Below are 24,602 nucleotides of genomic sequence, written 5' to 3' on the forward strand. Positions count from 1 at the left end.
ACCCGCCGGCCGTAAGGCGAGCGGGTTGACATTCTGACAGGCAAACTCAAATGCTGAACGACGAACCGCAACCGCAGGTGGTTTTGGCATTCGGGTTGGTCACCACGAAGCGCGACCCTTCCAGCCCTTCGGTGTAGTCCACCGAACCGCCGACCAGATACTGCAGGCTCATCGGATCGACCACCAGCGCCACGCCCTGCTTCTCGATGGTCATATCGCCATCGTTGACCTTGTCGTCAAAAGTGAAGCCGTACTGGAATCCGCTGCAGCCGCCGCCGGTAATGTAAACCCGCAGCTTAAGGTTCGGGTTTTCTTCGTCAGCAATCAGGAACTTAACCTTGTTTGCTGCTGCCTCGGTAAATTGCAGGGGCAGTGCCGTTTGATCACTCATACTCTTTACTCCCAACATTGTTCAGCATCAGATCGCTACTATGGCTGCCTGATTAATATTAACGATTATCCGATACCTGAGTGTTGCGTTCAAGTATTCACCGCATTTGTTGTATTTTCCTTACCTGTTTTCTCCGCCGCTTCCCGCGCCAGCTGCGCCTCCTGCCTTTGCAGCGTGCGGGCCAGGATCGACGAATACAGCGGCTTGCCGCCGAGCAGCTGCGCCACCACCGTGGCGCCGAGGCAGGTGATGATCATCGGTAAAATGAGTTGGTAGTTGTCGGTCATTTCCAGCACCAGCACGATGCCGGTCAGCGGGGCGCGCACCGTGGCGGCGAACAGCGCCCCCATGCCGGCGATGGCGAAGGTGCCCGCCTCGATGCCGTACTGCGGGAACAGGTGCGCCCCCGCCAGCCCGAAGGCGGTGCCGAACAGCGTGCCCAGCGCCAGCATAGGCGCGAAGATGCCGCCCGGCGCGCCGGAGCCGAAGCACAGCAGCGTAGTGAAGATGCGGGTGATAAAGATAAACATCAACATGCCGACGCTGTAATTGCCCGCCGCGGCGATCGGGATCAGCCCAAAGCCGCCGCCCGCCGCCTCCGGCTGGATCAGCCCCAGAATGCCGCACACGCCGCCGAGCAGCCCGCCCATCAGCAAGACATTGCGCATTCTGCCGCCGTGCAAACGCGCGAACATGTCTTGAGTGCGGAAGATCAGCGCGTTGAACCCCACGCCCACCGCGCCGAATATCGCCCCCAGCACCAGATAGAGCCACAGGGTATTGATGGGCGCCGAAGAAAGTTTGTCGACCGCGATCACCGAGCCCTGGCCGTTAAACAGCTGGAACACCACGCTCGACATGATCACGCCGATAAACACCGCTTTAATCGAGATCAGGTTGTAGCGGAACTGCGGCCGCATCTCTTCGATGATGAACAAGATGCCGGCCAGCGGCGCGTTGAACGCAGCGGACAACCCGGCGGCAGCCCCGGTCGCCAGCAGCGTATGACGCGCCTCGGCGCCGCGAATGCGCAGCACGTCCAATACCATGCGCCCGACGTTGCCACCCATTTGCACCGTGGGCCCTTCGCGCCCCAGCACCATGCCCGCCCCCAGCGTGCCCATGCCGCCGATGAATTTTACCGGGATCACGCGCCACCAGCGCACCGGCCGCAGCTCCTCCAGCGCGCCTTCGATCTCCGGAATGCCCGAGCCGCCCGCCTCAGGGGCAAAGCGCCGCACCAGGTAATAGCCCAGCGCCGCCAGCGCGGCGGACAGGATAAACGCCAGCGGCCACACCAGGATCCAGGAGTCGGCGACCTGCGCCAGCGAAGCCAGCCGCTGCTGCTGCACCCACTCCACCGCCTTATCGAAGGCCACGCCGAGCAAACCGGCCAGCGTCCCCACCAGCGCGGCCATCACCAGGATCGCCACCGGCGTTTTATCGCGGCGAATAAACTGACGCACCGCATCGCTGCGGCTAAGACGCGGGCTCAACGTCCCGACTGGCTGTGATTGTGATTCCGTCATCGCGAGTAATTCGTTAGGTAATTTGTAATACAAATAGGCAAGGCGGTTATTCTACCCCAACCCGGCGGCGGGCGCTGCCGTTAATGGTATCTGACTGTGATCGTTTCATAACGCGGCGCTCTCCTCTAGAATAGCGCGGTCAAATCATTCAAAAGAGAATCCAGGAGCCGATTTATGAGCCTACACAGCAAGTCCGAAAGTCTGTACGCCCAGGCGCAACAGTTGATCCCCGGCGGGGTGAACTCTCCGGTGCGTGCATTCACCGGCGTAGGCGGTGTGCCGCTGTTTATCGAGCGGGCAGACGGGGCTTACCTGTTCGATGCCGACGGCAAGGCCTATATCGACTATGTCGGTTCCTGGGGGCCGATGGTGCTGGGGCATAACCACCCGGCGATCCGCGACGCGGTGATCGAAGCGGCGCAGCGCGGCCTGAGCTTCGGCGCGCCAACCGAGATGGAAGTCAAAATGGCGCAGTTGGTCACCGAGCTGGTGCCTACCATGGATATGGTGCGCATGGTGAACTCGGGCACCGAAGCCACCATGAGCGCCATCCGCCTGGCGCGCGGCTACACCAACCGCGATAAAATCATCAAGTTCGAAGGCTGCTACCACGGCCACGCCGACTGCCTGCTGGTGAAAGCCGGTTCCGGCGCGCTGACCCTCGGCCAGCCGAACTCACCGGGCGTGCCGGCCGATTTCGCCAAGCACACCCTGACCTGCACCTATAACGACCTGGATTCGGTGCGGGCCGCCTTCGAGCAGTACCCGTCCGAGATCGCCTGTATCATCGTCGAGCCGGTCGCCGGCAACATGAACTGCGTGCCGCCGCTGCCGGAATTCCTGCCGGGCCTGCGCGCGCTGTGCGACAAGTACGGCGGGCTCTTGATCATCGATGAAGTGATGACCGGCTTCCGCGTGGCGCTGGCCGGCGCACAGTCCTATTACGGCGTCGAGCCGGATCTGACCTGCCTCGGCAAAATCATCGGCGGCGGCATGCCGGTGGGCGCCTTCGGCGGCCGCCGCGACGTGATGGACTCGCTGGCGCCGACCGGCCCGGTCTACCAGGCGGGCACCCTGTCCGGCAACCCGATCGCCATGGCGGCGGGCTATGCCTGCCTGACCGAAGTGTCGCAGGTGGGCGTGCACCAGACGCTGACCGAACTGACCGAGATGCTGGCCGCTGGCCTGCTGCACGCGGCGCAGGAAGAGAATATCCCGCTGGTGGTCAACAACGTCGGCGGCATGTTCGGCCTGTTCTTCACCGACGCGCCGGCGGTCACCTGCTACCAGGACGTGATGCAGTGCGACGTGGAACGCTTCAAGCGCTTCTTCCATCTGATGCTGGAAGAAGGGGTGTATCTGGCTCCGTCCGCCTTCGAAGCGGGCTTCATGTCCGTGGCGCACAGCAAGGAAGACATTCAGCGCACCATCGACGCCGCGCGTCGCTGCTTCGCCAAGCTGTAATCCCGGCCGAATGGCCAAAAAAACGGGTGCCTCGGCGCCCGTTTTGCTTTTCGCTGCCGCTTAAAGCAGCGTGCCGTAAATGGTCAACAGCGCCACCACCACCACGATGATCATCGTCACCTTGCGCGCCAGCGTCACCGCCGCCCGCGGCGTTTGCACCGGATCCATATGCGGATCGCGCGCCAGCGAGAACTGCGCCAGCCGCGTCAGCACCTGATACGACGATGAATGCCGATCCCCCAGCGAGGCGAACCAGGCCGGCAGCGCCCGCTCGCCGTGGCCAAACAGCGCGTAGGCCACCCCGGCCAAACGCACCGGGATCCAGTCCAGCCAGTTCAGCAGGTGATCGATGCCCGATTGCGAACGCTCCAGCGGCGTATTGTGGCGCGCCAGCCAGGTTTGATAGGCGCGCAGGAAGGCATACCCCGCCAACGCGATCGGCCCGTAAGGCCCAAAGACCACGAACCAGAACAGCGGCGCTAGATAATAACGGAAGTTGATCCACAGCAGCGCGTTTTGCAGCTCGCGCAGGCGCAGCTCTTCGCTGCAGTCCACCGGCAAACCGTGGATCAACGCCAGCTCTTCCGCCATCTGATCGCTGGCGTGGGTATCGCCCTGCCGCGCCGCTTTCAGGTAGGCGCGGTAGTGTTTGCGCTTGATGCCGGCGCCGACGCACAGCAGATCGATGACGATCCACAGCAGCAGCGTCACCACGCCGAAGAACAACCCGTGCGACAGCCACAGAACGCCCCAGACGACCACCATCCAGGCGGCGGTCATCGCCAGCGTCTGCGCCAGCGAAACCCGATGCAGCCGCTGAAACACCACTTCGAGACGGTGATCCAGCTGCCAGTGTTCTCCCAGCTTAAACAGGCGCTCCCAGGCCAAAACCAGCAACAGCGTAAACAGCGTCATTAGCGATTCCTCTCCCTATTTCTTGTCTCAAGCATAGCGTCGGCGGGCGCGCCGCGTTGTTCCAGAGATGCCAGATAGCGATCCCAATCGAACGCCGGCCCGGGATCGGTCTTGCGGCCGGGGGCGATATCGCAATGCCCGGCGATATTGGCCACCAGCGGCGGATAATGTTCGGCCAGCAGCGCGGTGACCGCCTGCAGCGCGCGGTATTGCGCCTCGGTGTAGGGTAACTGATCGGTGCCTTCCAGCTCGATGCCGATGGAGAAATCGTTGCACCGGTCGCGCCCCTGATACAGGGAAACGCCCGCGTGCCAGGCGCGCTGGTCGAAGGGCACGTACTGCACGATCTCCCCGTCGCGGCGGATCAGGCAGTGCGCCGACACCCGCAGCTGATGGATCTCGGCAAAATAGGGATGCTGTGCGGGATCGAGCGTGCCGGTAAACAACTGGTCGATATAGGGGCCGCCGAACTCGCCGGGCGGCAGGCTGATGTTGTGGATGACCAGCAGCGACGGCGGCTCGTCATCCGGGCGCCGATCGCAGTGCGGCGAGACCACTCGCGTCACCCCGATAATCCAGCCATTTTCCAACTGCATCAGACACCTCTCTGCGGTGGTACTTATTCCTGCAACAGAGTAGCATGTTCCCCTACGATCTAACCGTCCATTTCGGAGTTTTCCATGCCGACACGCCGCTACAGTGCCGACAGTCGCCGCACCGAGCTTCTTGAACGAATTGAAAGTGATATTCCCTATGCCGTCGCCCAGGCGCTGCGCGAAGACCTGGGGGGTGAAGTCGACGCCGGGCGCGATATTACCGCGCAACTGTTACCGGCGGACAAGCAGGCCGAAGCCACCGTCATCACCCGCGAAGCCGGCGTATTCTGTGGCCGCCGCTGGCTGAATGAGGTCTTTATTCAGCTGGGCAATCAGGTGCAGGTGGAGTGGCTGGTGGCGGACGGCGACCGTCTGACGCCGAACCAACCGCTCTGCCGGCTGCGCGGCCCCGCGCGGGTGATGCTGACCGGCGAGCGCACCGCGCTGAACTTCGTGCAGACGCTCTCCGGCGTGGCGACCGAGGTCAGCCGCTATGTGGCTCTGCTGGAAGGCACCCGGACTCGCCTGCTCGATACCCGCAAGACCCTGCCCGGCCTGCGCACCGCGCTGAAATACGCCGTGCTGTGCGGGGGCGGCAGCAACCACCGGCTGGGGCTGTCCGACGCCTTCCTGATCAAGGAAAACCACATCATCGCCTCCGGCTCTATCAAGAACGCGGTGGAAAAAGCCTTCTGGCTGCACGCCGACGTGCCGGTGGAAGTGGAAGTCGAATCGCTCGATGAACTGCAGCAGGCGCTGGACGCCGGCGCCGACATCATCATGCTGGACAACTTCAGCGTCGAGATGATGCGCCAGGCGGTCGCCCAAACCCAGGGCCGCGCCCAGCTGGAAGTATCCGGCAACGTCACCAGTGAGACGCTGCGCACCTTCGCCGAGACCGGCGTGGATTACATTTCGGTCGGCGCGCTGACCAAGCATGTGACCGCGCTCGATCTGTCGATGCGCTTCAAATGATCCCCTCGCCCCCGGCCGCTGCCGGGGGCGTTACCGTAAAATTGCGAAGCCCCTCGCACCCTTTTATTCACCGCTGCAAACAACGTCATTACTGATGGAAGCGCGCCGAGAAACGCGCAAAAGCCCCTCGCCGTGCCCCCGCGCAAACCGCTACCGTTGCCTTCCACACCCTTATGGAGGAGACAACGCATGGAAACGCAACGCGGCTTTACCCTGATAGAACTGATGGTGGTGATCGCCATCATCGCCATCCTCAGCGCCATCGGCATTCCCGCCTACCAGCGCTACATCCAGAAAGCGGCGATGACCGACATGCTGCAAACCATGTCGCCGTACAAACTGGCGGTCGAGCTGTGCGTCCTGGACGAAGGCGCCCCCACCGGCTGTGAAGCCGGCAGCAAAGGCATTCCCACCGGCGGCACGTCGCGTTACGTCAGCGGGGTGAAAGTCGTCAAAGGCGTGATCACGCTGACCGGCACCCAAACGCTGCAGGGGCTGGCGGTGGCATTAACCCCCAAAGCGAACGCCGATGGGCTGACCCGCTGGAGCCGACTGTGCAGCAGCGAAAACGCAACGCTGGTTGAAGTGTGCCAGGAAGTCTTCCGCTTCGACAACGCGGCGGAGTAACGGCGATGAACGCGCAAATCAGCGAAGAAGTTCACGCCCTGTGCCGGCGCTATCAGGCGCTGGCGCTGAACGAAGATCCAACCACCCTGACGATCGCCCTCAACGAAGAGGCGCCGCAAGGGCTGCTGGCGGCGCTGCGTTTCGCCACCGGCAAGCGCATCCATCTGGAGCAATGGCCGGCGGCCAGGCTGGAGCAGGCGCTGAACCAACGCCAGGAACCGCTGCCGGCGCCGCTGGCGGCCGAAGAAGACAGCGCCGACATCGCCTACCCCGACGACGGCGACGCGCCGGTGGTGCAGTTCATCAACCAGACGCTGCGCCTGGCCATTCAGCGTCGCGCCTCGGACGTCCACTTCGAGCCCTTTCGGCAGCATTTTCGCATTCGCCTGCGCATCGACGGCGTGCTGCAAACCCTCGCCTCGCCGTCACCCCAGCTGACCGCACGCCTCATCGCCCGGCTGAAGATCCTCGGCCAGCTGGATATCGCCGAGCGCCGTCAGCCTCAGGACGGGCAGCTCAGCCTGACGTTGGACGGCGCGCGCTATGCCATGCGTATCGCCACTCTGCCGACGCTACACGGCGAAAAGGTGGTGCTGCGCGTTCAGCAGGGCGAACAGCAGGAGCTGCCGCTGGATCAACTGGGCATGAGCCGAGCGGATCTGGCGCGCTACGCGGCGGCGCTGGCCTGCCCGCAAGGTTTGATCCTGGTGACCGGCCCGACCGGCAGCGGCAAGACGGTAACGCTGTACAGCGGCCTGCGCCAGTTGAACGATGCGCAAAGCAACCTGTGCAGCGTCGAAGATCCTGTCGAGATACCGCTGTTCGGCGTCAATCAAACCCAGATCAACGCCAAAACCGAGCTGAGCTTCGCCCGGGTGCTGCGCGCCCTGCTGCGCCAGGATCCGGATGTCATCATGATCGGCGAGATCCGCGATGCGGAAACCGCCGAGATCGCGGTCAAGGCCGCGCAAACCGGCCACCTGGTGCTGTCGACGCTGCATACCAACTCCACCGGCGAAACCCTGACGCGCCTGATGCACATGGGTATCCCCGGCTACCTGCTCGCCGGCTGCCTGAAGCTGGTCATCGCGCAGCGGCTGGTGCGCAGGCTGTGTCGCCACTGCCGCTACCCGCACAGCCAGCCGACGCATTTTCCTGCCTCGGTCTGGCCGGAGCCGCTGACCGCCTGGCGCGCCGACGGCTGCGAGCATTGCTTCGGCGGCTACTATGGGCGCATCGGCGTGTATGAGCTGTTGGCCATTACGCCGGAAATACAGGCGGCGTTGCTGGCGAACGCCGCGCCCAGCCGGCTGGCGGATATCGCCCGCGAACAGGGGCAGCTTTCGCTGCTGCAGGCGGGCCTGGCGCTGGCCAGCGAAGGCGCGACCTCGCTGGAAGAGCTGTACCGCGTGATCGACGTCGTCCAGCTCGGCGTAACCGCGCCATGAAAGCGCGCCGGCTGTTTCTGTGGCAGGCTTTCGACGCCCAGGGTGCCCTGCGCCACGGCGAACTGATGAGCGATGAAAAACGGCAGGTGAGCCGGTTACTGATTGAGCAAGGTATGCAACCCTGGCGGATCGGGCACGGCAAACGCGTCACGCCCGGCCAGTGGCGCGGAGAACCTTTGATCCACTTCACCCGCCAACTCGCCACCCTGCTGCAGGCCGGGTTGCCGCTGGTCAATACGCTGCAGCTTCTGGCGGCAGAGCACCCTTCGGCGGCCTGGCGTTGCCTGTTGCGCCAGTTGGCAGAACAGGTGCGCGAAGGGCAGCCGCTCTCCGAAACCCTTGCCGCGCAGCCAGGCGTTTTTCCACTTATCTATCGCCAACTGATCGCCATCGGCGAGCTAACCGGCAATCTCGATCGCTGCTGCCTGCAGCTGGCGCAGCAGCAGGAAGCCCAATTGCTGCTGCGCCGCAAAGTGACCAAAGCGCTGCGCTATCCCCTCTTCATCTGTGCGGTTGCGCTGCTGGTCAGCGTGCTGATGCTGGTGATGGTGCTGCCGGAATTCGCCAAGGTTTATCAGTCGTTCGATGCGCCGCTACCCTGGTTTACCCAAGGGTTATTGGGGTTGTCCGCGCTGCTGATCGCCGTTGGCCCCTATTTGGCGCTGCTGCTCGGTGCGTTGCTGTTCGGCTATTGCCGCTGGCTGCATCCGCGCCCGCCGTGGCGCCGACGTGAGCAGGCCGCCTTGCTGCGCCTGCCGCTGATCGCCCGGCTGGTGAGCGGCGGCGCGCTGAGCCAAACGTTTCGTATTCTGACCATGACCCAACGCGCGGGGCTGACGCTGGTGGAAGGCTTGAACGCGGCGGCGCTGGCGGCTGACCATCTGCTGTACCGGCAGGCGCTGGAGCAGGTGCAGCGGCAGCTCGCCGAAGGCGAGGCGTTTCATCACGCCCTCGCCCTGCAACCGCTGTTTCCGCCGCTGTGCCGGCAGCTGGTGCGGGTGGGCGAAGAATCGGGCTCGCTGGACGTCTTGCTGGATAAATTGGCGCAGTGGTATGAACGGCAGACGCACGAGCTGGCCGATACGCTGGCGCAAACACTGGAGCCGCTGCTGATGCTGGTGGTGGGCGGGATTGTCGGCGCTTTGGTGATCGCCATGTACCTGCCTATCTTTCAACTGGGCAGTGTGCTGGGATAAAGGAGAGGTATAGCGGGCGTGGCGGTGCGCTACGCCCGAATGCAAGGTGCGGCTTATTTGCTGCCGAAGACGCGGTTTTCCTGCTCCGCCACGCGGATAAAGGTGGTGCGCTTGGTCAGCTCTTTCAGGCGCTCGGCGCCAACGTAGGTGCAAGCAGAGCGCAGGCCGCCGAGGATATCGCGCACGGTAAACTCCACCTCGCCGCGCAGCGGCAGTTTGACGGTTTTGCCTTCGGCCGCGCGATACTCCGCCACGCCGCCGACGTGGCGCTTCATCGCCGACTCGGAGCTCATGCCGTAGAACAGCATGAACTTTTCGCCGTTCTCTTCCACCACGGTGCCTTCACACTCGTCGTGGCCGGCCAGCATGCCACCCAACATCACGAAGTCAGCGCCGCCGCCGAAGGCTTTAGCGACGTCGCCCGGCACCGAGCAGCCGCCGTCGCTGACGATTTGGCCGCCCAGCCCGTGGGCCGCATCGGCGCATTCGATCACCGCCGACAGCTGCGGGTAGCCCACGCCGGTCTTCACGCGGGTAGTACAGACTGAGCCCGGGCCGATGCCAACCTTAACGATGTCGGCGCCGGAGAGGATCAGCTCTTCCACCATCTCGCCGGTCACTACGTTGCCGGCGCAGATCACGTGATTCGGGCAGGCTTCGCGCGCTTTCTGCAGGAAGGCGACGAAATGTTCAGAGTAGCCGTTGGCCACGTCGATGCAGATGAATTTCAGCGCCGGAGACAGGGCCAGGATCTGCTGCATTTTGGCGAAGTCGGCTTCGGAGGTGCCGGTGGACACCATCACGTGGCGCAGCACCGATTCCGGCATGCGCTGCACAAAGTCAGCCCATTGCTCGACGCTGTAATGTTTGTGTACGGCGGTGAGAACGTCGAAAGAAGCCAGGGCCTCGGCCATGCGGAAGGTGCCCACCGTGTCCATGTTGGCGGCGATAATCGGCACGCCGGACCAGCTGCAACCTGAATGCTTGAAGGTAAACTGACGTTCCAGTTCAACCTCGGAACGGCTTTTCAGCGTGGAGCGCTTAGGGCGGATCAACACGTCTTTAAAGCCCAACTTCAAATCTTCTTCAATACGCATGACTTATGATTTCCTGGTTAATGGCGACGGATCGCAAGGAGGATGTTCGAATCTCTGCCCGACGGCTTTCCAGTGGCGCAAAAAGACGGCGGCGAGATTAATGCCAGTTCCAGTGACGTTATAATACGCGCTAATAATCGCCGAACAAGACTGCGAATTCGCCTTTATTTACGCTACAATCCGACAAATTTACCTGCATAATCGCAGTGTGATTGCCCGCTCATTTTTGCCGTGCCGCTGCGCTTTTTCTCGCCGCCCGAACGGTGCCGACGCGCAAGCGCCGCCTGCCGACTTGCACTTCTGCGCGATCGCTTTATGATTCGACTATTATTTTTTTATGAACATCGGATGCACCTAACACCATGGCCTACATTGTTGCGTTGACCGGGGGCATAGGCAGCGGCAAGACGACCGTCGCGAACGCCTTTGCGCGCCACGGCGCAACCCTTGTCGATGCCGACGTGATCGCCCGTCAGGTCGTCGAGCCGGGCACCCCTGCCTTGGCCGCGATCGCCGAACGATTTGGTAATGAAATGTTGCTGCCGGACGGCGCGTTGAACCGTGCTGCGCTGCGTCAGCGCATCTTCAGCCATCCCGATGACAAAACCTGGCTGAACCAGCTGCTGCATCCGCTGATACACCGTGAAACCCAGCGCCAACTGGCGCAGGCCGCCAGCCCGTACGCGCTGTGGGTGGTGCCGTTGCTGGTGGAAAACGGCCTGCAGGATCGCGCCGATCGGGTGCTGGTGATCGACGTCGACGCCGAAACCCAGCTGGCTCGCACCATCGCGCGCGACGGCGTCAGCCGTGAGCAGGCGCAAAGCATTCTCGCCGCCCAGGCCACGCGCCGGCAGCGCCTCGCCGTGGCGGATGACATTATTGACAACAGCGGCGCCGCTCAGGGGATAGAGCCACAGGTCGCCGCACTGCATCGTCGCTACCTTGAACTGGCGGCAACAGCGCCCCAACAGGATTAAACTGCATGAGTGATGTTTCCCCAACCGTTCTCTTTGAACACCCGCTGAACGAAAAAATGCGTACCTGGCTACGCATCGAATTTCTGCTGCAACAGCTGCACGGCCAACGCGCCCTGAGTGAAACCGCCATCGCCCTCACCTTCTTTCGCACCGTCTCCGACTTGCTGGACGTGCTGGAGCGCGGCGAAGTGCGCACCGAACTGCTCAAAGAGCTGGAGCGCCAGCAGCAAAAACTGCTGGCCTGGGCCGATGTGCCGGGCGTGGATATGGCGCTGATCGACCAGTTGCGCGGCCAGTTGAAGTCGCGCTCATCGGCGCTGATGGCGGCGCCGCGCCTCGGCCAGGCGCTGCGCGAAGACCGGCTGATCGGCCTGGTGCGCCAGCGGCTGAACATTCCCGGCGGCTGCTGCAGCTTCGATCTGCCGACCCTACACATGTGGATGCACGCGCCGCAGCAGGATCGCGATGCCGACGTCGCCGCCTGGCTGCAGTCGCTGGATCCGTTGAACCAGGCGCTGACCATGGTGTTGGATCTGATCCGCCAGTCGGGGCCGTTCCGCAATCAAATCAGCCTGAACGGCTTTTTCCAGGATAATGCCGAAGGGGCAGATCTGCTGCGCCTGCGTCTCCATCTGGCGCCGCAGCTTTATCCGCAGATTTCCGGCCACAAGACGCGTTATGCCATTCGTTTCCTGCCGCTGGACAGCGAAAATGGCGTGGTGCCTGAACGCCTGACGTTCGAACTGGCCTGTTGTTGAACTTGTGAAAGAAAGCCTTCTCAGCACTGACAGAAGGCGTAAGGAACCGTTATGACGACCGTAGTAAAATGCCCAACCTGTGGCACCGGCGTGGTTTGGGGTGAAGTCAGCCCGTTCCGGCCGTTTTGCAGCAAGCGCTGCCAGCTGATCGATCTCGGCGAGTGGGCCGATGAAGAGAAGCGCATTCCGAGCAACAGCGATCTGTCGGAAAGCGAAGACTGGAGTGAAATGGACGATCGCTGATCGCCCACGGTTGGCCTGGCGGGCGCCAGGCCACGCTTGTCATTGCGCGGCGTTCGCCTGCGCCACCAGCAGTCGGATGATGCCGACGTTGGCTTCCGGGAATTCGTCTTCACGCAGCTCCGCCTGTTTTACCCAGCGCATCGGTTGCCCTTCACGGCCGAACGGCTCGCCTGCCCAGGCCTCCACCAGATAAAAATTCAGCGTCACGATGCGATCGCTGAAGCGATGCTCCACCACCTCCAGCAGCTCGGCGCGTTCGGCTTCGATACCGGTCTCTTCCCGCAGCTCGCGGCTCAGCGCCTGTTCCGGCGTTTCACCCTGTTCGATCTTACCTCCGGGAAACTCCCAGAACCCGGCCATGTGCGCGTCGGCGGCGCGGCGGGTAATAAAGATCTCCCGTTGCGCATTGCGGATGATGCCCACGGCGATATTCAGATGTTTCATCTCACCCTCCTGATGGGTGTCAAAAAACAGGGGCTCAGCAAGCTGAACCCCTGGTGTTATCGGTTAACCGCGGCCGGCATTACTGCAGGCGGCCGTGGCACTGCTTGTATTTCTTGCCGGAGCCGCATGGGCATGGATCGTTGCGGCCCACTTTACGCTCGGCGGTCGCCGGCGCGTTCGGATCTTCGGTCACCAGCGCGTTCTCGTCGTGGTGGCTCAACTGTTGGTGCTGCGCCAGGCGCTCGGCCTCTTCACGGCGCTGCTGTTCCAGCGCTTCCACCTCTTCCGGCATCCGCACCTGAACCTTGCTCAGCACGCTGATCACTTCATATTTCAGCGATTCCAGCATGGTGGCGAACATGTTGAAGGATTCGCGCTTGTACTCCTGCTTCGGATCCTTCTGCGCATAGCCGCGCAGGTGGATACCCTGACGCAGGTAGTCCATCGCCGCCAGGTGCTCTTTCCACAGGGAGTCCAGCGTCTGCAGCATCACGCCCTTCTCGAAGTTGCGCATCATTTCGCTGCCGACCACGTCTTCCTTACGCTGGTACTGCTCTTTGGCGTTCTCCAGAATGCGTTCGCGCAGCGTCTCTTCGTGCAGCTCCGGCTCTTTGTCCAACCATTGTGCGATCGGCATCTCCAGATCGAAGTCGTTCTTCAGGCGCTCTTCCAACCCCTGAATGTCCCACTCTTCTTCCAGCGACTGCGGCGTGATGTAGTTGTCGATGGTGCTCTTGAACACGTCCTCGCGGATGCTGGCGATGGTTTCGCTCACGTCGGACACGTCCAGCAATTCGTTACGCTGGCTGTAGATGGCGCGGCGCTGATCGTTGGCGACGTCGTCGTATTCCAGCAGCTGCTTACGGATGTCGAAGTTGCGGCTCTCTACCTTGCGCTGGGCGTTGGCGATCGCCTTGGTCACCCACGGGTGCTCAATCGCTTCGCCTTCTTTCATACCCAGTTTACGCATCATGCCGGACACGCGATCCGAAGCGAAGATACGCATCAGGGCATCTTCCATCGACAGGTAGAAGCGGGATGAACCGGCATCGCCCTGACGACCGGAACGGCCGCGCAGCTGGTTATCGATACGGCGCGATTCATGGCGCTCGGTGCCGATGATATGCAGGCCGCCTGCCGCCAGCACCGCGTCGTGGCGTTCTTTCCAGGCGGCTTTGATGGCTTCAATCTGCTCTTCGGTCGGCGCTTCCAGCAGCGCTACTTCGGCCTGCCAGCTGCCGCCCAGCACGATATCGGTACCACGGCCCGCCATGTTGGTGGCGATGGTCACCGCGCCGCTCTGGCCGGCCTGGGCGACGATATCCGCTTCCATGGCGTGGAACTTGGCGTTCAGCACCTTGTGGTCGATGCCCGCTTTGGTCAGTTCGCGGGAAACCACTTCGGATTTCTCGATCGAGATGGTGCCCACCAGCACCGGCTGGCCTTTGGCGGTACGCTCGCGGATGTCTTCGATGATGGCGCCGATCTTCTCTTTCTCGGTCATATATACCAGATCCGGCATGTCCTTACGGATCATCGGACGGTTGGTTGGCACCACGATGGTGTCCAGCTTGTAGATCGAGCTGAATTCGAAGGCTTCGGTATCGGCGGTACCGGTCATCCCCGCCAGCTTCTCGTACAGGCGGAAGTAGTTCTGGAAGGTGATCGAAGCCAGCGTCTGGTTCTCGTTCTGGATCTCCACGCCTTCTTTGGCTTCCACCGCCTGGTGCAGGCCGTCGGACCAACGGCGGCCCTGCATGGTACGGCCGGTGTGTTCGTCGACGATGATCACTTCGCCGTCTTTCACGATGTAGTCAACGTCGCGGGTGAACAGCACGTGGGCGCGCAGCGCGGCGGTAACGTGGTGCATCAGCATGATGTTGGTCGGTGAGTACAGCGACTCGCCCTCATCCATGATGCCGGCTTCCACCAGCATCTCTTCGATCAGGATCAGGCCGCGTTCGGTCAGGTGAACCTGGCGCGCCTTCTCATCCACCGAGAAGTGCCCTTCACCCTTGAAGGTGTCGGAGTCTTCTTTTTCCTGGCGGATCAGTTTAGGGATCAGCTTGTTGACCTTGATGTACATCTCGGAGCTGTCTTCGGCCGGGCCGGAGATGATCAGCGGCGTACGCGCTTCATCGATCAGGATGGAGTCCACCTCATCCACCAGCGCATAGTGCAGTTTGCGCTGCACGCGCTCTTCTGGGCTGAACGCCATGTTGTCGCGCAGGTAGTCGAAGCCGTATTCGTTGTTGGTGCCGTAGGTGATGTCGGCGGCGTAAGCTTCACGCTTGGCCGGCGCCGGCATGCCCGGCAGGTTGATACCGATGCTCAGGCCGAGGAACTCGAACAGCGGACGGTTGTTTTCGGCGTCACGCTGCGCCAGATAGTCGTTGACGGTCACGACGTGCACGCCGCGGCCGCTCAGGGCGTTCAGGTAAGCCGGCAGCGTGGCGGTCAGGGTTTTACCTTCACCGGTGCGCATCTCGGCGATGCAGCGATCGTTCAGCACCATGCCGCCCAGCAGCTGCACGTCGAAGTGACGCATGCCGAACACGCGTTTGCTCGCCTCACGCACTACGGCGAAGGCTTCCGGGATCAGGCTTTCCAGCGATTCGCCCTTCTCCAGGCGCGCGCGGAATTCGTTGGTTTTCGCTTTCAGCTCATCATCGGACAGTTTTTCCATGTCCGGTTCCATGCGGTTGATCTGCTCAACCACTTTGCGCATGCGGCGCAGGGTACGATCGTTACGGCTGCCAAAAACTTTGGTTAATAATTTCACTAACATGATGTTTGATATCTCTGTCATGACGGCCTGACACGGCAGTCAACTTGCTATTATTTATGGTTTTTGTGCCCGAAGGGCGGAGTCAGACGAGCGCGGCAGGCCCGGCGCGAATGCCCTGTACCTGCGCCACCCACAGGCCGGTCTGGTGCCTTGCCAGCGTTGGCAGCACCTCAAGGTGGGTATGGCGAATGATGGTCGGCGGCTTCGGCTCGTGCGTCAGCAGCGCGTTGAGGGTGGACAGCAGCGCCAGTTGCGCCACCTGCAAAGGGGGTTCCGCTTGGGTTTCGCTCTCCTGCACCCGCGCATAAACCGCCTGCGGCGCCAGCGCGAAAGAAAGGTGACGAATGACGGTGCGCAGCGCATGTTGCTGCCAATAATCTACGCTGAAGGTAGGACGGCGGTGCGCGTCCTGCAGCAGGGCCAGGCTGTTGAAGGTACCATTGGCCGCATTTTGCCGGTTAAGGCTGGACGACGTATTCGGCAGTGCGGCCTGATCGGGGGCGCCGGACAAACTGGAAGACGCGCCAAGCGTGGCCGCAACCATCCCTAACAGGAGATGGGGCCAGAAATAACGTCTGCCAAATTGTCGCCAACGATTTAGAATACCGATCACGAGTTTATAATCCGCCGGAGCCCATTATGCGCGATAGCCGTCCACAATTATTAGATGTCCTGTTCGACGACGCGTCTGCCAGCAGCAAAGGGCCGCTGCATAACGTCCAGCAACGCGCGGTGGCGCTGCTCAAGCTTAACCGTGCAGTGAAGGGCCTGTTGCCCGCTCCCCTGCATCCCTGGTGCCGCGTCGCGAATTTCCGACAGGGTATTTTAGTGCTCGAAACGGCAAATGCCAGTTGGATGATGCGCTTGCGCTACGAACACCCCGCTTTGCTGTCTGCACTACGAGCGCAAATTCTACCATCATTGTCGTCGATCGACATCAGGATTAATCCGGCCTTGATGGCGAAAGGCAGCCACCAGGTGCAAAACGCAGAGAAAGCGCCGGAAAAACCGGTGCCGATGCGGCATTTGAGTCTGGAAAGTGCGGAAGAACTGAGAGGATTGGCGAGCCGTAGCCCGGAAAAACTGCGCAAGATATTGGAACGGCTGGCTGCATTGGCCGGAGAGGGTACCAACACAACCAGTCGTGATAAGTAATCAGCGACACAACTGCAAAACATCAGACCGCATCACGAGCCTGAATGCTCAGGCTCTCAGAGGATGCGCCTGCCGTTATTCGCAGCGGGCGAGGAATTCAGACCTTACGCCAATACGGTAGACGGTGCCTTGAATGCCAACGGCATTTCGGCTTCGTCCTGGAAGGTCACGTATTCCCACGCTTCCTGCTTGGCCAGCACGGCCTGCAGCAGTTTGTTGTTCAACGCGTGGCCAGACTTGTACGCGGTAAACGCGCCAATGATGTTGTGGCCGCACATGAACAGGTCGCCGATGGCGTCCAGCATTTTGTGACGTACGAATTCGTCTTCGAAACGCAGGCCGTCTTCGTTCAGCACGCGGTAGTCATCCACCACGATGGCGCAGTCGAAGCTGCCGCCCAGGGCCAGGCCGCGGGACTGCAGGTATTCGATGTCGCGCATGAACCCGAAGGTGCGCGCGCGGCTGATTTGACGCACGAACGACTCAGCCGAGAAATCAAGACGATAGCGTTGAGAGCTGGCGTCGATAGCCGGGTGGTTGAAGTCGATGGTGAAGTCCAGGCGGAACCCGTTATGCGGGGACAGCTCGGCCCATTTGTCGCCATCTTCAACACGCACGGCCTCTTTCAGACGCAGGAATTTCTTCGCCGAGTTCAGCTCTTCGATGCCGGCATCCAGCAGCAAGAACACGAACGGACTGGCGCTGCCGTCCATGATTGGGATTTCAGCGGCGTCGACTTCGATAACGATGTTGTCGATGCCCAACCCAGCCAGCGCGGCGTTGAGGTGCTCAACGGTCGAAATACGCACGTCATGCTCATTCACCAGGCAAGTACAGAGCATGGTATCACGCACGGATTTTGCATCAGCCGGAAAATCAACCGGTGGATTCAAGTCAGTGCGACGATAGATGACCCCGGTATTAGCCGGCGCTGGGCGCATTGTCAGCGTGACTTTCTTGCCGGTATGCAAACCGACGCCAGTCGCCTGAACAATACGTTTTAATGTCCTTTGTTTGATCATCGTTTTATCTCGCAATGTTATCCATCCTACCAGCCAAGCATACAGCATGGCTGGCGGGACAGTTTAGCACAAAGAGCGGAGATTCCAAATTCTCAGGATATTCTTAGTCTGCCTGTTTACGCAGGAAGGCTGGAATATCAAGATAGTCGGGCTCTTTATTCGGTTGCGCAGCTTGGTCGTTGACCACCTTGGCGGCAGGTTTCACTTCCTGCGGCAGAGGCGACATGCCGTGCTGCTGATAACGGTGATCCATCACCGGCTGGCTGGCCTGCTTATTGGTCACCAGGGTGATTTCAGGACGTTTGTCCATACCGATACCGGTTGCAACCACGGTAACGCGCAGTTCGTCGTTCATTTCCGGATCCAGCGAGGTACCGATAACCACGGTCGCGTTGTCGGAAGCGAACGCACGGATGGTGTTACCCACGGTTTCGAACTCATCCAGACGCAGGTCGAAGCCGGCGGTAATGTTGACCAGCACGCCGCGCGCGCCGGACAGGTCGATGTCTTCCAGCAGTGGGCTGGAGATCGCCATTTCGGCAGCTTCTTCGGCACGGTCTTCACCGCAAGCCACGCCGGAACCCATCATCGCGTAGCCCATTTCGGACATCACGGTGCGCACGTCGGCGAAGTCGACGTTCATCAGGCCCGGACGGGTGATCAGCTCGGCGATACCCTGCACCGCGCCTTTCAGCACGTCGTTGGCCGCGCCGAACGCGTCCAGCAGAGAGATGCCGCGCCCCAGAACTTTCAGCAATTTGTCGTTCGGGATGGTGATCAGCGAGTCCACGTGTTTGGACAGCTCAGCGATACCCTGCTCCGCGAATGCCATGCGCTTCTTGCCTTCGAAGTTGAAAGGCTTGGTCACCACGGCCACGGTCAGAATACCCAAATCTTTAGCCACTTCAGCCACCACTGGCGCCGCACCGGTACCGGTACCGCCACCCATGCCGGCCGCGATGAAGACCATGTCTGCGCCGTCCAGCGCTGCGCGCAGGGCTTCGCGGTCTTCTTCCGCTGAATTGCGACCCACTTCCGGGTTCGCGCCCGCACCCAGACCTTTGGTAATACCGCTACCGATCTGGATGGTTTGGCCAACCGCCGTTTTGCGGAGCGCCTGGGCGTCCGTGTTCACAGCGAAGAATTCAACACCTTCGATGCGCTCGCGCACCATGTGTTCAACGGCGTTGCCACCGCCGCCGCCGACGCCGATGACTTTAATCACCGCGTCATTGGTTAGTTCCATTGGTTCAAACATAGTTTCTCTCCGTTTTGTGCCTGTCGCTGCGAGATCATAAAAAGATTACTCAGCATGATCTCTTTGTTGAAACATTAAAACTCTTTTCTCAGCCAGCTATTGATGCGTTTAAACCAATTGCCCACCGAGGCGCGTTTTTCTACTTCCGTCTCACCGCTCAGGTGAGACTCTTTTCCATAGTGCAGCAGACCTACCGCCGTCGAGTAGTAAGGCTCCTGCGCATAATCCGTCAGACCCGTGATGTTCAAGGGTTGGCCGATGCGTACCTGAGTGTGGAACACCCGTTGCGCACAGGCTGCCAGGCCATCAATCTGGGCGGCGCCACCGGTCAGCACGATACCTGCCGCCAGATGATGCTTCACCCCTTGCTGACGCAGTTGCTCCTGCAATTGCAAAATTTCATCGTTAACCAGATTCAACAGTTCGGTGTAGCGTGGCTCAATGACTTCAGCCAGCGTCTGTCTTTGCAGACTGCGCGGAGGACGTCCCCCGACGCTAGGCACCTCTACATTCTCATCCTTGCTAACAATCGACCCAAGCGCACAGCCGTGTCGAACTTTAATCGCTTCCGCGTCGGTCGGCGGCGTGCCGAAGGCGTAGGCGATATCGCTGGTGACCACGTTCCCGGCATAAGGGATCACTTTGGTGTGGCGCAGCGCACCGCCGGTGTACACCGCCATATCCATGGTGCCGCCGCCGATATCCACCACGCAAACGCCGAGTTCGCGTTCATCTTCGGTCAGCACCGCGTAGCTCGCGGCCAGACCGGCGAAAATAAGTTGGTCAACTTTCAGGCCGCAACGTTCCACGGCCTTGACGATGTTCTTCGCCATATCGTTATGGCAGGTAATCAGATGCACCTTGGCCTGCATGCGCACGCCGGACAGCCCAACCGGGTTTTTGATGCCTTCCTGATAATCGATGGCGTATTCCTGAGGAATCACGTGCAGGATGCGGTGTTCGTCGCGCACGCGCACCGATTTGGCGGTGTGCACCACGTTCTCCACGTCGTCCTGCGTCACTTCCTCTTCCGAAATCGGCACCATGCCGATTTCGTTCTGGCAGCTGATGTGTTTGCCCGACAGCGCCAGATACACCGAGGAGATCTGGCAGTCCGCCATCAGCTCGGCCTGATCGATGGCGCGCTGTACGCACTTCACCACCGACTCCAGGTCGTTTACGCCACCCTTATCCATGCCGCGAGACGGGCAGCTGCCCACCCCGATAATGTTGACCATGCCATCGGGCAGAACTTCCCCTACCAACGCGGAGACTTTTGCAGTACCGATCTCCAGTCCAACTACCAGTTTTCTGTCCGTCGACTTGATCATTGTTGTTTTGCCTGTGCCTGATTCTGTTGCTGATTACTGTTTTGCTGACCGCCAAGCGCCTGCGGATCGACCAACACCGGAGCCCACCCTACCGAAGCGCCGGACTCGTAGCGCAGATCGACATAGCTGACACGCTTGCTCTCCGCCTGGCCCTGCTGCTGCAATACCGGGTAAAGCTCGATAAACCGCTGCAAACGCCCATTGCGGTCATCGCGCCCCAGCTCAAGCCGGACATCGTTGTCCAGCGCCAGCTGCCAGGAATGGCGCGCGGTCATCGCCGCCATTTTCAGCGTATATTTACTGGCCGCCAACGAAGCGCTCATCGCCCGATAGCCTTCCAGCACATCCTGCTCGCTCCCTTCCGGCCCGTAGAGCAGCGGCAACTTCTGCTTGCCCGCCCGCTCCGCCGGCACGCTGAACGCTTTACCTTCGGCGTCCACCATGTGCAAATCGTTCCAGCGCGCCACCGGGACGTACTCCACCAGATGGATCTTCAGCTCATCCGGCCATTGTTTGCGCACGCTGGCCTGCTTGATCCACGGCAGACGCTCGATCTGCTGCTGGATAACGTCCACATCCTGCGTCATAAAGGTGCCGGGCGCGCCCAGCGCCAGGATCGCCTGACGAATATCATCGTTGGTGGTGTAGTGGCGTTCGCCGGTCACCACCAGCCTTGAGAGCGGCAGGCGACTGGCGTCTTTCATCCAGCCAAGCACCGCCCAACCGCTCCACACGACCGTTCCCAACACCATCAGCAGGAAAATCATTCCCGCCAACTGGGTTCCATTGCTGCGGCGCGGGCCGTTATCCACCTCGCGATCGCGCGCATTCAGGGCAGCTTGCGACATATCAGTCGGCCAACTCCAAAATTCTCGCCACCAACTGCGAGAAGCTTAATCCAAACTGGCGCGCCGCCATCGGCACCAGGCTATGACTGGTCATGCCCGGAGAGGTGTTCACCTCAAGCAGATAGAAGCTGCCATCGCTGTCTTGCATCACGTCGACGCGGCCCCAGCCGCTGCAGTCCAGACCGCGGTAGGCGCGCAGCGCCAACGCCGCCATCTCGGCTTCCTGCTCGGCGCTCAAACCGCTCGGGCAGAAGTACTGCGTATCGTCCGAAATGTACTTGGCCTGGTAGTCGTAAAACACGCCGGCCGGCTGGATGCGGATCGACGGCAGCACCTGGTCGCCCAGCATCGCTACGGTGTATTCCGGGCCGCTCAGCCACTTCTCCACCAGCACATCGTCGTCATGACGGAAGGCCTCTTCCAGCGCGGCTTCCAACGCGGCGCTCTCGGTGACCTTGCTCATGCCGACGCTGGAGCCTTCGCGGCTCGGCTTGACGATCAGCGGCAGGCCGAGATCCGCCACGCGCGCCAGCAGCGCTGCTTTTTCAGCGCCGAGATACAGCTGGCGATTCAGCGCCACGTAAGGCGCCACCGGCAAGCCCATCGACTGCCACACCATCTTGGTGCGCCATTTGTCCATGGTCAGCGCCGAGGCCATCACGCCGCTGCCGGTATAAGGCAGCTCGAGGAACTCCAGCAGCCCCTGTAGGGTGCCGTCCTCGCCGCCGCGGCCATGCAGCGCGATAAACACTTTGGTGAACCCCTGCTCTTTCAGCTGGGTCACCGGGAAATCGCGGGTATCGACGCCGTGCGCATCGATACCGGCTTCGCGCAACCCGGCCAGCACCGCGGCGCCGGATTGCAGGGAAACGTCACGTTCAGCGGAGGTGCCGCCCAGCAGAACTGCAACTTTATCAGCCATGGTGCTCCTCCTCTTTCTTCGGCGGCTGCAGCTTCAGCTCGGCCAGTTTACGGGCGATTTTGCCCACGTTGCCGGCGCCTTGCACCAGCACCAGGTCTTCATCCTGCAGCAGCTGCGCCAGGGTTTCCGGCACGGTATCGGCATCGGAAACCAGGATCGGATCCAGCTTGCCGCGGCTGCGGATGGTGCGGCACAGCGAACGGCTGTCCGCGCCCGGGATCGGCGCTTCGCCGGCGGCGTACACGTCGAGCATCAGCAGCACATCCACCTGCGACAGCACGTTGGCGAAATCGTCGTACAGATCGCGGGTGCGCGTATAACGGTGCGGCTGGAAGATCATCACCAAACGCTTGTCCGGCCAGCCGGCGCGCGCCGCTTTCAGCGTGGCGTCCACCTCGGTCGGATGGTGGCCGTAGTCGTCCACCAGCATCGCGCTGCCCGCTTTGCCGTTGACCGGCTCCAGCGGGAACTCGCCGAGGAAATCGAAGCGACGCCCGGTGCCCTGGAAGCCCGCCAGCGCGCGCAGGATATCTTCGTCGTCGATGCCTTCTTCGGTCGCCACCGCCACCGCCGCCGCCGCGTTCAACGCATTGTGGCGGCCCGGCGCGTTCAGCGTCACCGTCAGCAACGGCTTGTCCTGACGGCTCAGGGTAAAGTGCCCCTGCGGCCCAATCTGCCGGTAGTCTTCGATGCGCACATCGGCATCGTCACTGAAGCCGTAGGTGGTGATATGGCGACCCACGCGCGGCAACAGCTCACGCACTACCGGATCGTCGATGCACATCACCGCGCGGCCGTAGAACGGCAGGTTGTGCAAGAAATTGATAAACGTCTGCTTCAGGTTCTCGAAGTCGCCCTGGTAGGTGTCCATGTGGTCGGCTTCGATGTTGGTGACCACGGCCACCATCGGCTGCAGATGCAGGAACGACGCATCGCTCTCATCCGCTTCCGCGATCAGATAACGGCTGGACCCCAGTCGCGCGTGGGTGCCCGCCGCCTTCACCAGCCCGCCGTTGACAAAGGTCGGGTCCAGGCGGGCTTCGGCGTAAATGCTCGAGACCATCGCCGTGGTGGTGGTTTTGCCGTGCGTGCCGGCGATAGCGATGCCGTGGCGAAAACGCATCAGCTCCGCCAGCATTTCAGCGCGGCGGATCACCGGGATGCGCGCTTCTCGAGCGGCGACGATCTCCGGGTTGTCGGCGGAGATGGCGGTAGACACCACCACCACGCTCGCATCCAGCACGTTTTCCGGACGGTGATTGAAGTAAATCGTCGCCCCGAGCGCGCTCAACTGTTGGGTGACCGGATTCGGCGCCAGGTCGGAGCCGCTGATCTGATACCCTTCGTTTGCCAACACTTCGGCGATACCACCCATGCCGGCACCACCGATGCCGACAAAGTGAATGTGCCGGACGCGACGCATCTCGGGCACGATAGTACGTAGTTTCGCCAGTTGTTGTGTATTCATCACTCTCTCTAATCCGGATCCGGTACCCCGGCCCTACATCACATTGCTTTTATTCAGGTTCGGCGCACCGAACCCCTGCACTCGTTACTTGGCGAGCCGCACCAGTTCCGCCGCCACGCGCTCGGTGGCGTCCGGAATGGCGACCGCGCGCGCTTTCTCGGCCATGGCCAGCAGCGTTTTGCGATCCCAGCTCGCCAGCAGTTCGGCCACCACATCGGCGTTGAACTGCGGCTGTTCGATAATCTTCGCCGCGCCAGCTTCTTCCAGCGGGCGCGCGTTCCAGTACTGCTGACGATCCTTATGCATGAACGGCACGAAGATCGCCGGCAGCCCCGCCGCCGCGATTTCGCTGACGGTCAACGCGCCGGAGCGGCAGACCACCACGTCGGCCCAGGCGTAGGCGGCGGCCATGTCGTCGATGAACTCGGTCACCTTGTGCTGCGTCTGCCCTACCCTTTCGTAGTCTCGCAGCACCGTTTCCAGCGCGCCCTTGCCAACCTGATGCCAGAGCGTAATTCTATCGCCCAAACGCGCCGCGACTTCAGGAACTGTCTGATTCAGCACGCGCGCGCCCTGACTTCCGCCAATCACCAGCACGCGGATCGGGCCTTCGCGCCCTTGCAACCGCTCCGCCGGCAGCGGCAGCGCCAACACGTCGGTGCGCACCGGGTTGCCCACCACCTCGGCGTTCGGGAACGCGCCGGGGAAGGCCTGCATCACTTTGGCGGCGATGCGCGCCAGCCAGCGGTTGGTCAAGCCGGCGATGCCGTTCTGCTCGTGCAGCACCACCGGGATGCCGCACTGCCAGGCCGCCAGGCCGCCGGGGCCGGAAACGTAACCGCCCATCCCCAGCACCACATCCGGCTGATAGCTGCGCATGATGGCTTTCGCCTGGCGCACCGCCTGCCAGATCCGCAGCGGCGCAGTCAGCTGGGCCTTCAAGCCTTTGCCGCGCAGGCCGGAGATGCGGATAAAATCAATCTCGATCCCGTGCTTCGGCACCAGATCGGCTTCCATTCGGTCTGCGGTTCCGAGCCAGCGCACCTGCCAGCCCTGCGCCATCAGATGATGCGCGACCGCCAGCCCCGGGAACACGTGCCCGCCGGTACCGCCTGCCATCACCATTAAACGCTTAGGTTTCCCGCTCATC

At 61.7% G+C, this 24,602-nt stretch carries 24 protein-coding genes; 9 read left to right on the forward strand and 15 right to left on the reverse strand.

Annotated elements, in window-relative coordinates; translation table 11 throughout:
• Positions 1-46: 46 nt before the first annotated feature.
• The gene (gene erpA / locus ACJ8HH_RS13975; protein ID WP_004932708.1) at positions 47-391 is read right to left on the reverse strand and encodes an iron-sulfur cluster insertion protein ErpA; all 345 of its coding nucleotides are present in this window, start codon (positions 389-391) and stop codon (positions 47-49) included.
• Positions 392-480: 89 nt separating this feature from the next.
• Positions 481-1,920, reverse strand: a complete 1,440-nt coding sequence (gene clcA, locus ACJ8HH_RS13980) for a H(+)/Cl(-) exchange transporter ClcA (RefSeq protein WP_033637129.1) — start codon at positions 1,918-1,920, stop codon at positions 481-483.
• Between the two features lie 174 nt (positions 1,921-2,094).
• On the opposite strand from clcA, the gene hemL reads away from it, so the two are divergent.
• Positions 2,095-3,384: a glutamate-1-semialdehyde 2,1-aminomutase gene (gene hemL, locus ACJ8HH_RS13985; RefSeq protein WP_060451839.1), complete on the forward strand. Its 1,290-nt coding sequence runs from the start codon at positions 2,095-2,097 to the stop codon at positions 3,382-3,384.
• Between the two features lie 60 nt (positions 3,385-3,444).
• On the opposite strand, the gene ampE is transcribed toward hemL, so the two are convergent.
• Together ampE and ampD are read right to left on the reverse strand one after the other, a co-directional pair.
• Entirely contained in the window at positions 3,445-4,299 is an 855-nt protein-coding gene (gene ampE / locus ACJ8HH_RS13990; RefSeq protein WP_025301586.1) for a beta-lactamase regulator AmpE, read from the reverse strand.
• Entirely contained in the window at positions 4,299-4,895 is a 597-nt protein-coding gene (gene ampD, locus ACJ8HH_RS13995) for a 1,6-anhydro-N-acetylmuramyl-L-alanine amidase AmpD (RefSeq protein ID WP_033652921.1), read from the reverse strand. Before ampD ends, ampE begins: the two co-directional genes overlap by 1 nt.
• Before the next feature lie 84 nt (positions 4,896-4,979).
• On the opposite strand from ampD, the gene nadC reads away from it, so the two are divergent.
• From nadC to hofC, 4 genes are all read left to right on the forward strand, one after another.
• Positions 4,980-5,870: a carboxylating nicotinate-nucleotide diphosphorylase gene (gene nadC, locus ACJ8HH_RS14000; RefSeq protein ID WP_019455086.1), complete on the forward strand. Its 891-nt coding sequence runs from the start codon at positions 4,980-4,982 to the stop codon at positions 5,868-5,870.
• A 189-nt stretch (positions 5,871-6,059) separates the two neighbouring features.
• Positions 6,060-6,497, forward strand: coding sequence for a prepilin peptidase-dependent pilin (gene ppdD, locus ACJ8HH_RS14005; protein ID WP_033649215.1), 438 nt, complete (start codon positions 6,060-6,062; stop codon positions 6,495-6,497).
• A gap of 5 nt (positions 6,498-6,502) precedes the next feature.
• A complete protein-coding gene (gene gspE, locus ACJ8HH_RS14010; RefSeq protein WP_060451838.1) occupies positions 6,503-7,945 on the forward strand; it encodes a type II secretion system protein GspE in 1,443 nt (480 codons plus the stop codon).
• Positions 7,942-9,141 (forward strand): protein transport protein HofC, encoded by a 1,200-nt coding sequence (gene hofC / locus ACJ8HH_RS14015; protein WP_049213093.1) that lies wholly within the window; start codon positions 7,942-7,944, stop codon positions 9,139-9,141. The genes gspE and hofC overlap by 4 nt, the downstream gene beginning before the upstream one ends.
• Positions 9,142-9,194: 53 nt before the next feature.
• On the opposite strand, the gene ACJ8HH_RS14020 is transcribed toward hofC, so the two are convergent.
• Positions 9,195-10,238, reverse strand: coding sequence for a GMP reductase (locus ACJ8HH_RS14020; protein ID WP_015376656.1), 1,044 nt, complete (start codon positions 10,236-10,238; stop codon positions 9,195-9,197).
• A gap of 362 nt (positions 10,239-10,600) precedes the next feature.
• Here ACJ8HH_RS14020 and coaE point away from each other — a divergent pair, with 362 nt between their 5' ends.
• Genes coaE through yacG form a run of 3 tightly spaced genes read left to right on the forward strand, consistent with a single transcriptional unit; the run spans position 10,601 to position 12,216 of the window.
• Positions 10,601-11,215, forward strand: a complete 615-nt coding sequence (gene coaE / locus ACJ8HH_RS14025) for a dephospho-CoA kinase (RefSeq protein WP_033637119.1) — start codon at positions 10,601-10,603, stop codon at positions 11,213-11,215.
• Between the two features lie 5 nt (positions 11,216-11,220).
• Positions 11,221-11,973 carry a cell division protein ZapD gene (zapD, locus tag ACJ8HH_RS14030; protein WP_033649209.1) on the forward strand — a complete coding sequence of 251 codons (753 nt, stop codon included), beginning with the start codon at positions 11,221-11,223 and terminating at the stop codon, positions 11,971-11,973.
• 51 nt (positions 11,974-12,024) lie between these two features.
• Complete coding sequence (gene yacG, locus ACJ8HH_RS14035; RefSeq protein ID WP_004932737.1) at positions 12,025-12,216, forward strand: DNA gyrase inhibitor YacG; 192 nt, start codon at positions 12,025-12,027, stop codon at positions 12,214-12,216.
• A 39-nt stretch (positions 12,217-12,255) separates the two neighbouring features.
• Here yacG and mutT read toward each other — a convergent pair whose 3' ends face one another.
• The 3 genes from mutT to secM form a co-directional block, all read right to left on the reverse strand.
• Positions 12,256-12,660, reverse strand: coding sequence for an 8-oxo-dGTP diphosphatase MutT (gene mutT / locus ACJ8HH_RS14040; RefSeq protein WP_049196040.1), 405 nt, complete (start codon positions 12,658-12,660; stop codon positions 12,256-12,258).
• A gap of 79 nt (positions 12,661-12,739) precedes the next feature.
• The gene (gene secA / locus ACJ8HH_RS14045; RefSeq protein WP_033637114.1) at positions 12,740-15,448 is read right to left on the reverse strand and encodes a preprotein translocase subunit SecA; all 2,709 of its coding nucleotides are present in this window, start codon (positions 15,446-15,448) and stop codon (positions 12,740-12,742) included.
• Positions 15,449-15,530: 82 nt separating this feature from the next.
• Entirely contained in the window at positions 15,531-16,061 is a 531-nt protein-coding gene (gene secM / locus ACJ8HH_RS14050) for a secA translation cis-regulator SecM (RefSeq protein WP_049213090.1), read from the reverse strand.
• 26 nt (positions 16,062-16,087) lie between these two features.
• Here secM and ACJ8HH_RS14055 point away from each other — a divergent pair, with 26 nt between their 5' ends.
• On the forward strand, positions 16,088-16,603 hold the full coding sequence (locus ACJ8HH_RS14055) for a DUF721 domain-containing protein (RefSeq protein ID WP_060451837.1): 516 nt from the start codon (positions 16,088-16,090) through the stop codon (positions 16,601-16,603).
• Between the two features lie 104 nt (positions 16,604-16,707).
• Here ACJ8HH_RS14055 and lpxC read toward each other — a convergent pair whose 3' ends face one another.
• The 7 genes from lpxC to murG form a co-directional block, all read right to left on the reverse strand.
• Positions 16,708-17,625, reverse strand: coding sequence for a UDP-3-O-acyl-N-acetylglucosamine deacetylase (gene lpxC / locus ACJ8HH_RS14060; protein WP_060451836.1), 918 nt, complete (start codon positions 17,623-17,625; stop codon positions 16,708-16,710).
• 103 nt (positions 17,626-17,728) lie between these two features.
• A complete protein-coding gene (ftsZ, locus tag ACJ8HH_RS14065; RefSeq protein WP_004932757.1) occupies positions 17,729-18,883 on the reverse strand; it encodes a cell division protein FtsZ in 1,155 nt (384 codons plus the stop codon).
• A 74-nt stretch (positions 18,884-18,957) separates the two neighbouring features.
• Entirely contained in the window at positions 18,958-20,214 is a 1,257-nt protein-coding gene (ftsA, locus tag ACJ8HH_RS14070) for a cell division protein FtsA (protein ID WP_004932758.1), read from the reverse strand.
• Complete coding sequence (gene ftsQ / locus ACJ8HH_RS14075; protein WP_033637108.1) at positions 20,211-21,062, reverse strand: cell division protein FtsQ; 852 nt, start codon at positions 21,060-21,062, stop codon at positions 20,211-20,213. Before ftsQ ends, ftsA begins: the two co-directional genes overlap by 4 nt.
• Before the next feature lies 1 nt (position 21,063).
• Positions 21,064-21,984, reverse strand: a complete 921-nt coding sequence (locus tag ACJ8HH_RS14080; protein WP_033641257.1) for a D-alanine--D-alanine ligase — start codon at positions 21,982-21,984, stop codon at positions 21,064-21,066.
• On the reverse strand, positions 21,977-23,452 hold the full coding sequence (murC, locus tag ACJ8HH_RS14085) for a UDP-N-acetylmuramate--L-alanine ligase (protein ID WP_033637105.1): 1,476 nt from the start codon (positions 23,450-23,452) through the stop codon (positions 21,977-21,979). Before murC ends, ACJ8HH_RS14080 begins: the two co-directional genes overlap by 8 nt.
• Positions 23,453-23,536: 84 nt before the next feature.
• Positions 23,537-24,601, reverse strand: a complete 1,065-nt coding sequence (gene murG / locus ACJ8HH_RS14090; protein ID WP_004932773.1) for an undecaprenyldiphospho-muramoylpentapeptide beta-N-acetylglucosaminyltransferase — start codon at positions 24,599-24,601, stop codon at positions 23,537-23,539.
• Position 24,602: the final 1 nt, after the last annotated feature.

Source organism: Serratia sp. CY32780 (genome assembly GCF_052169135.1).
Classification (GTDB): domain Bacteria; phylum Pseudomonadota; class Gammaproteobacteria; order Enterobacterales; family Enterobacteriaceae; genus Serratia; species Serratia sarumanii.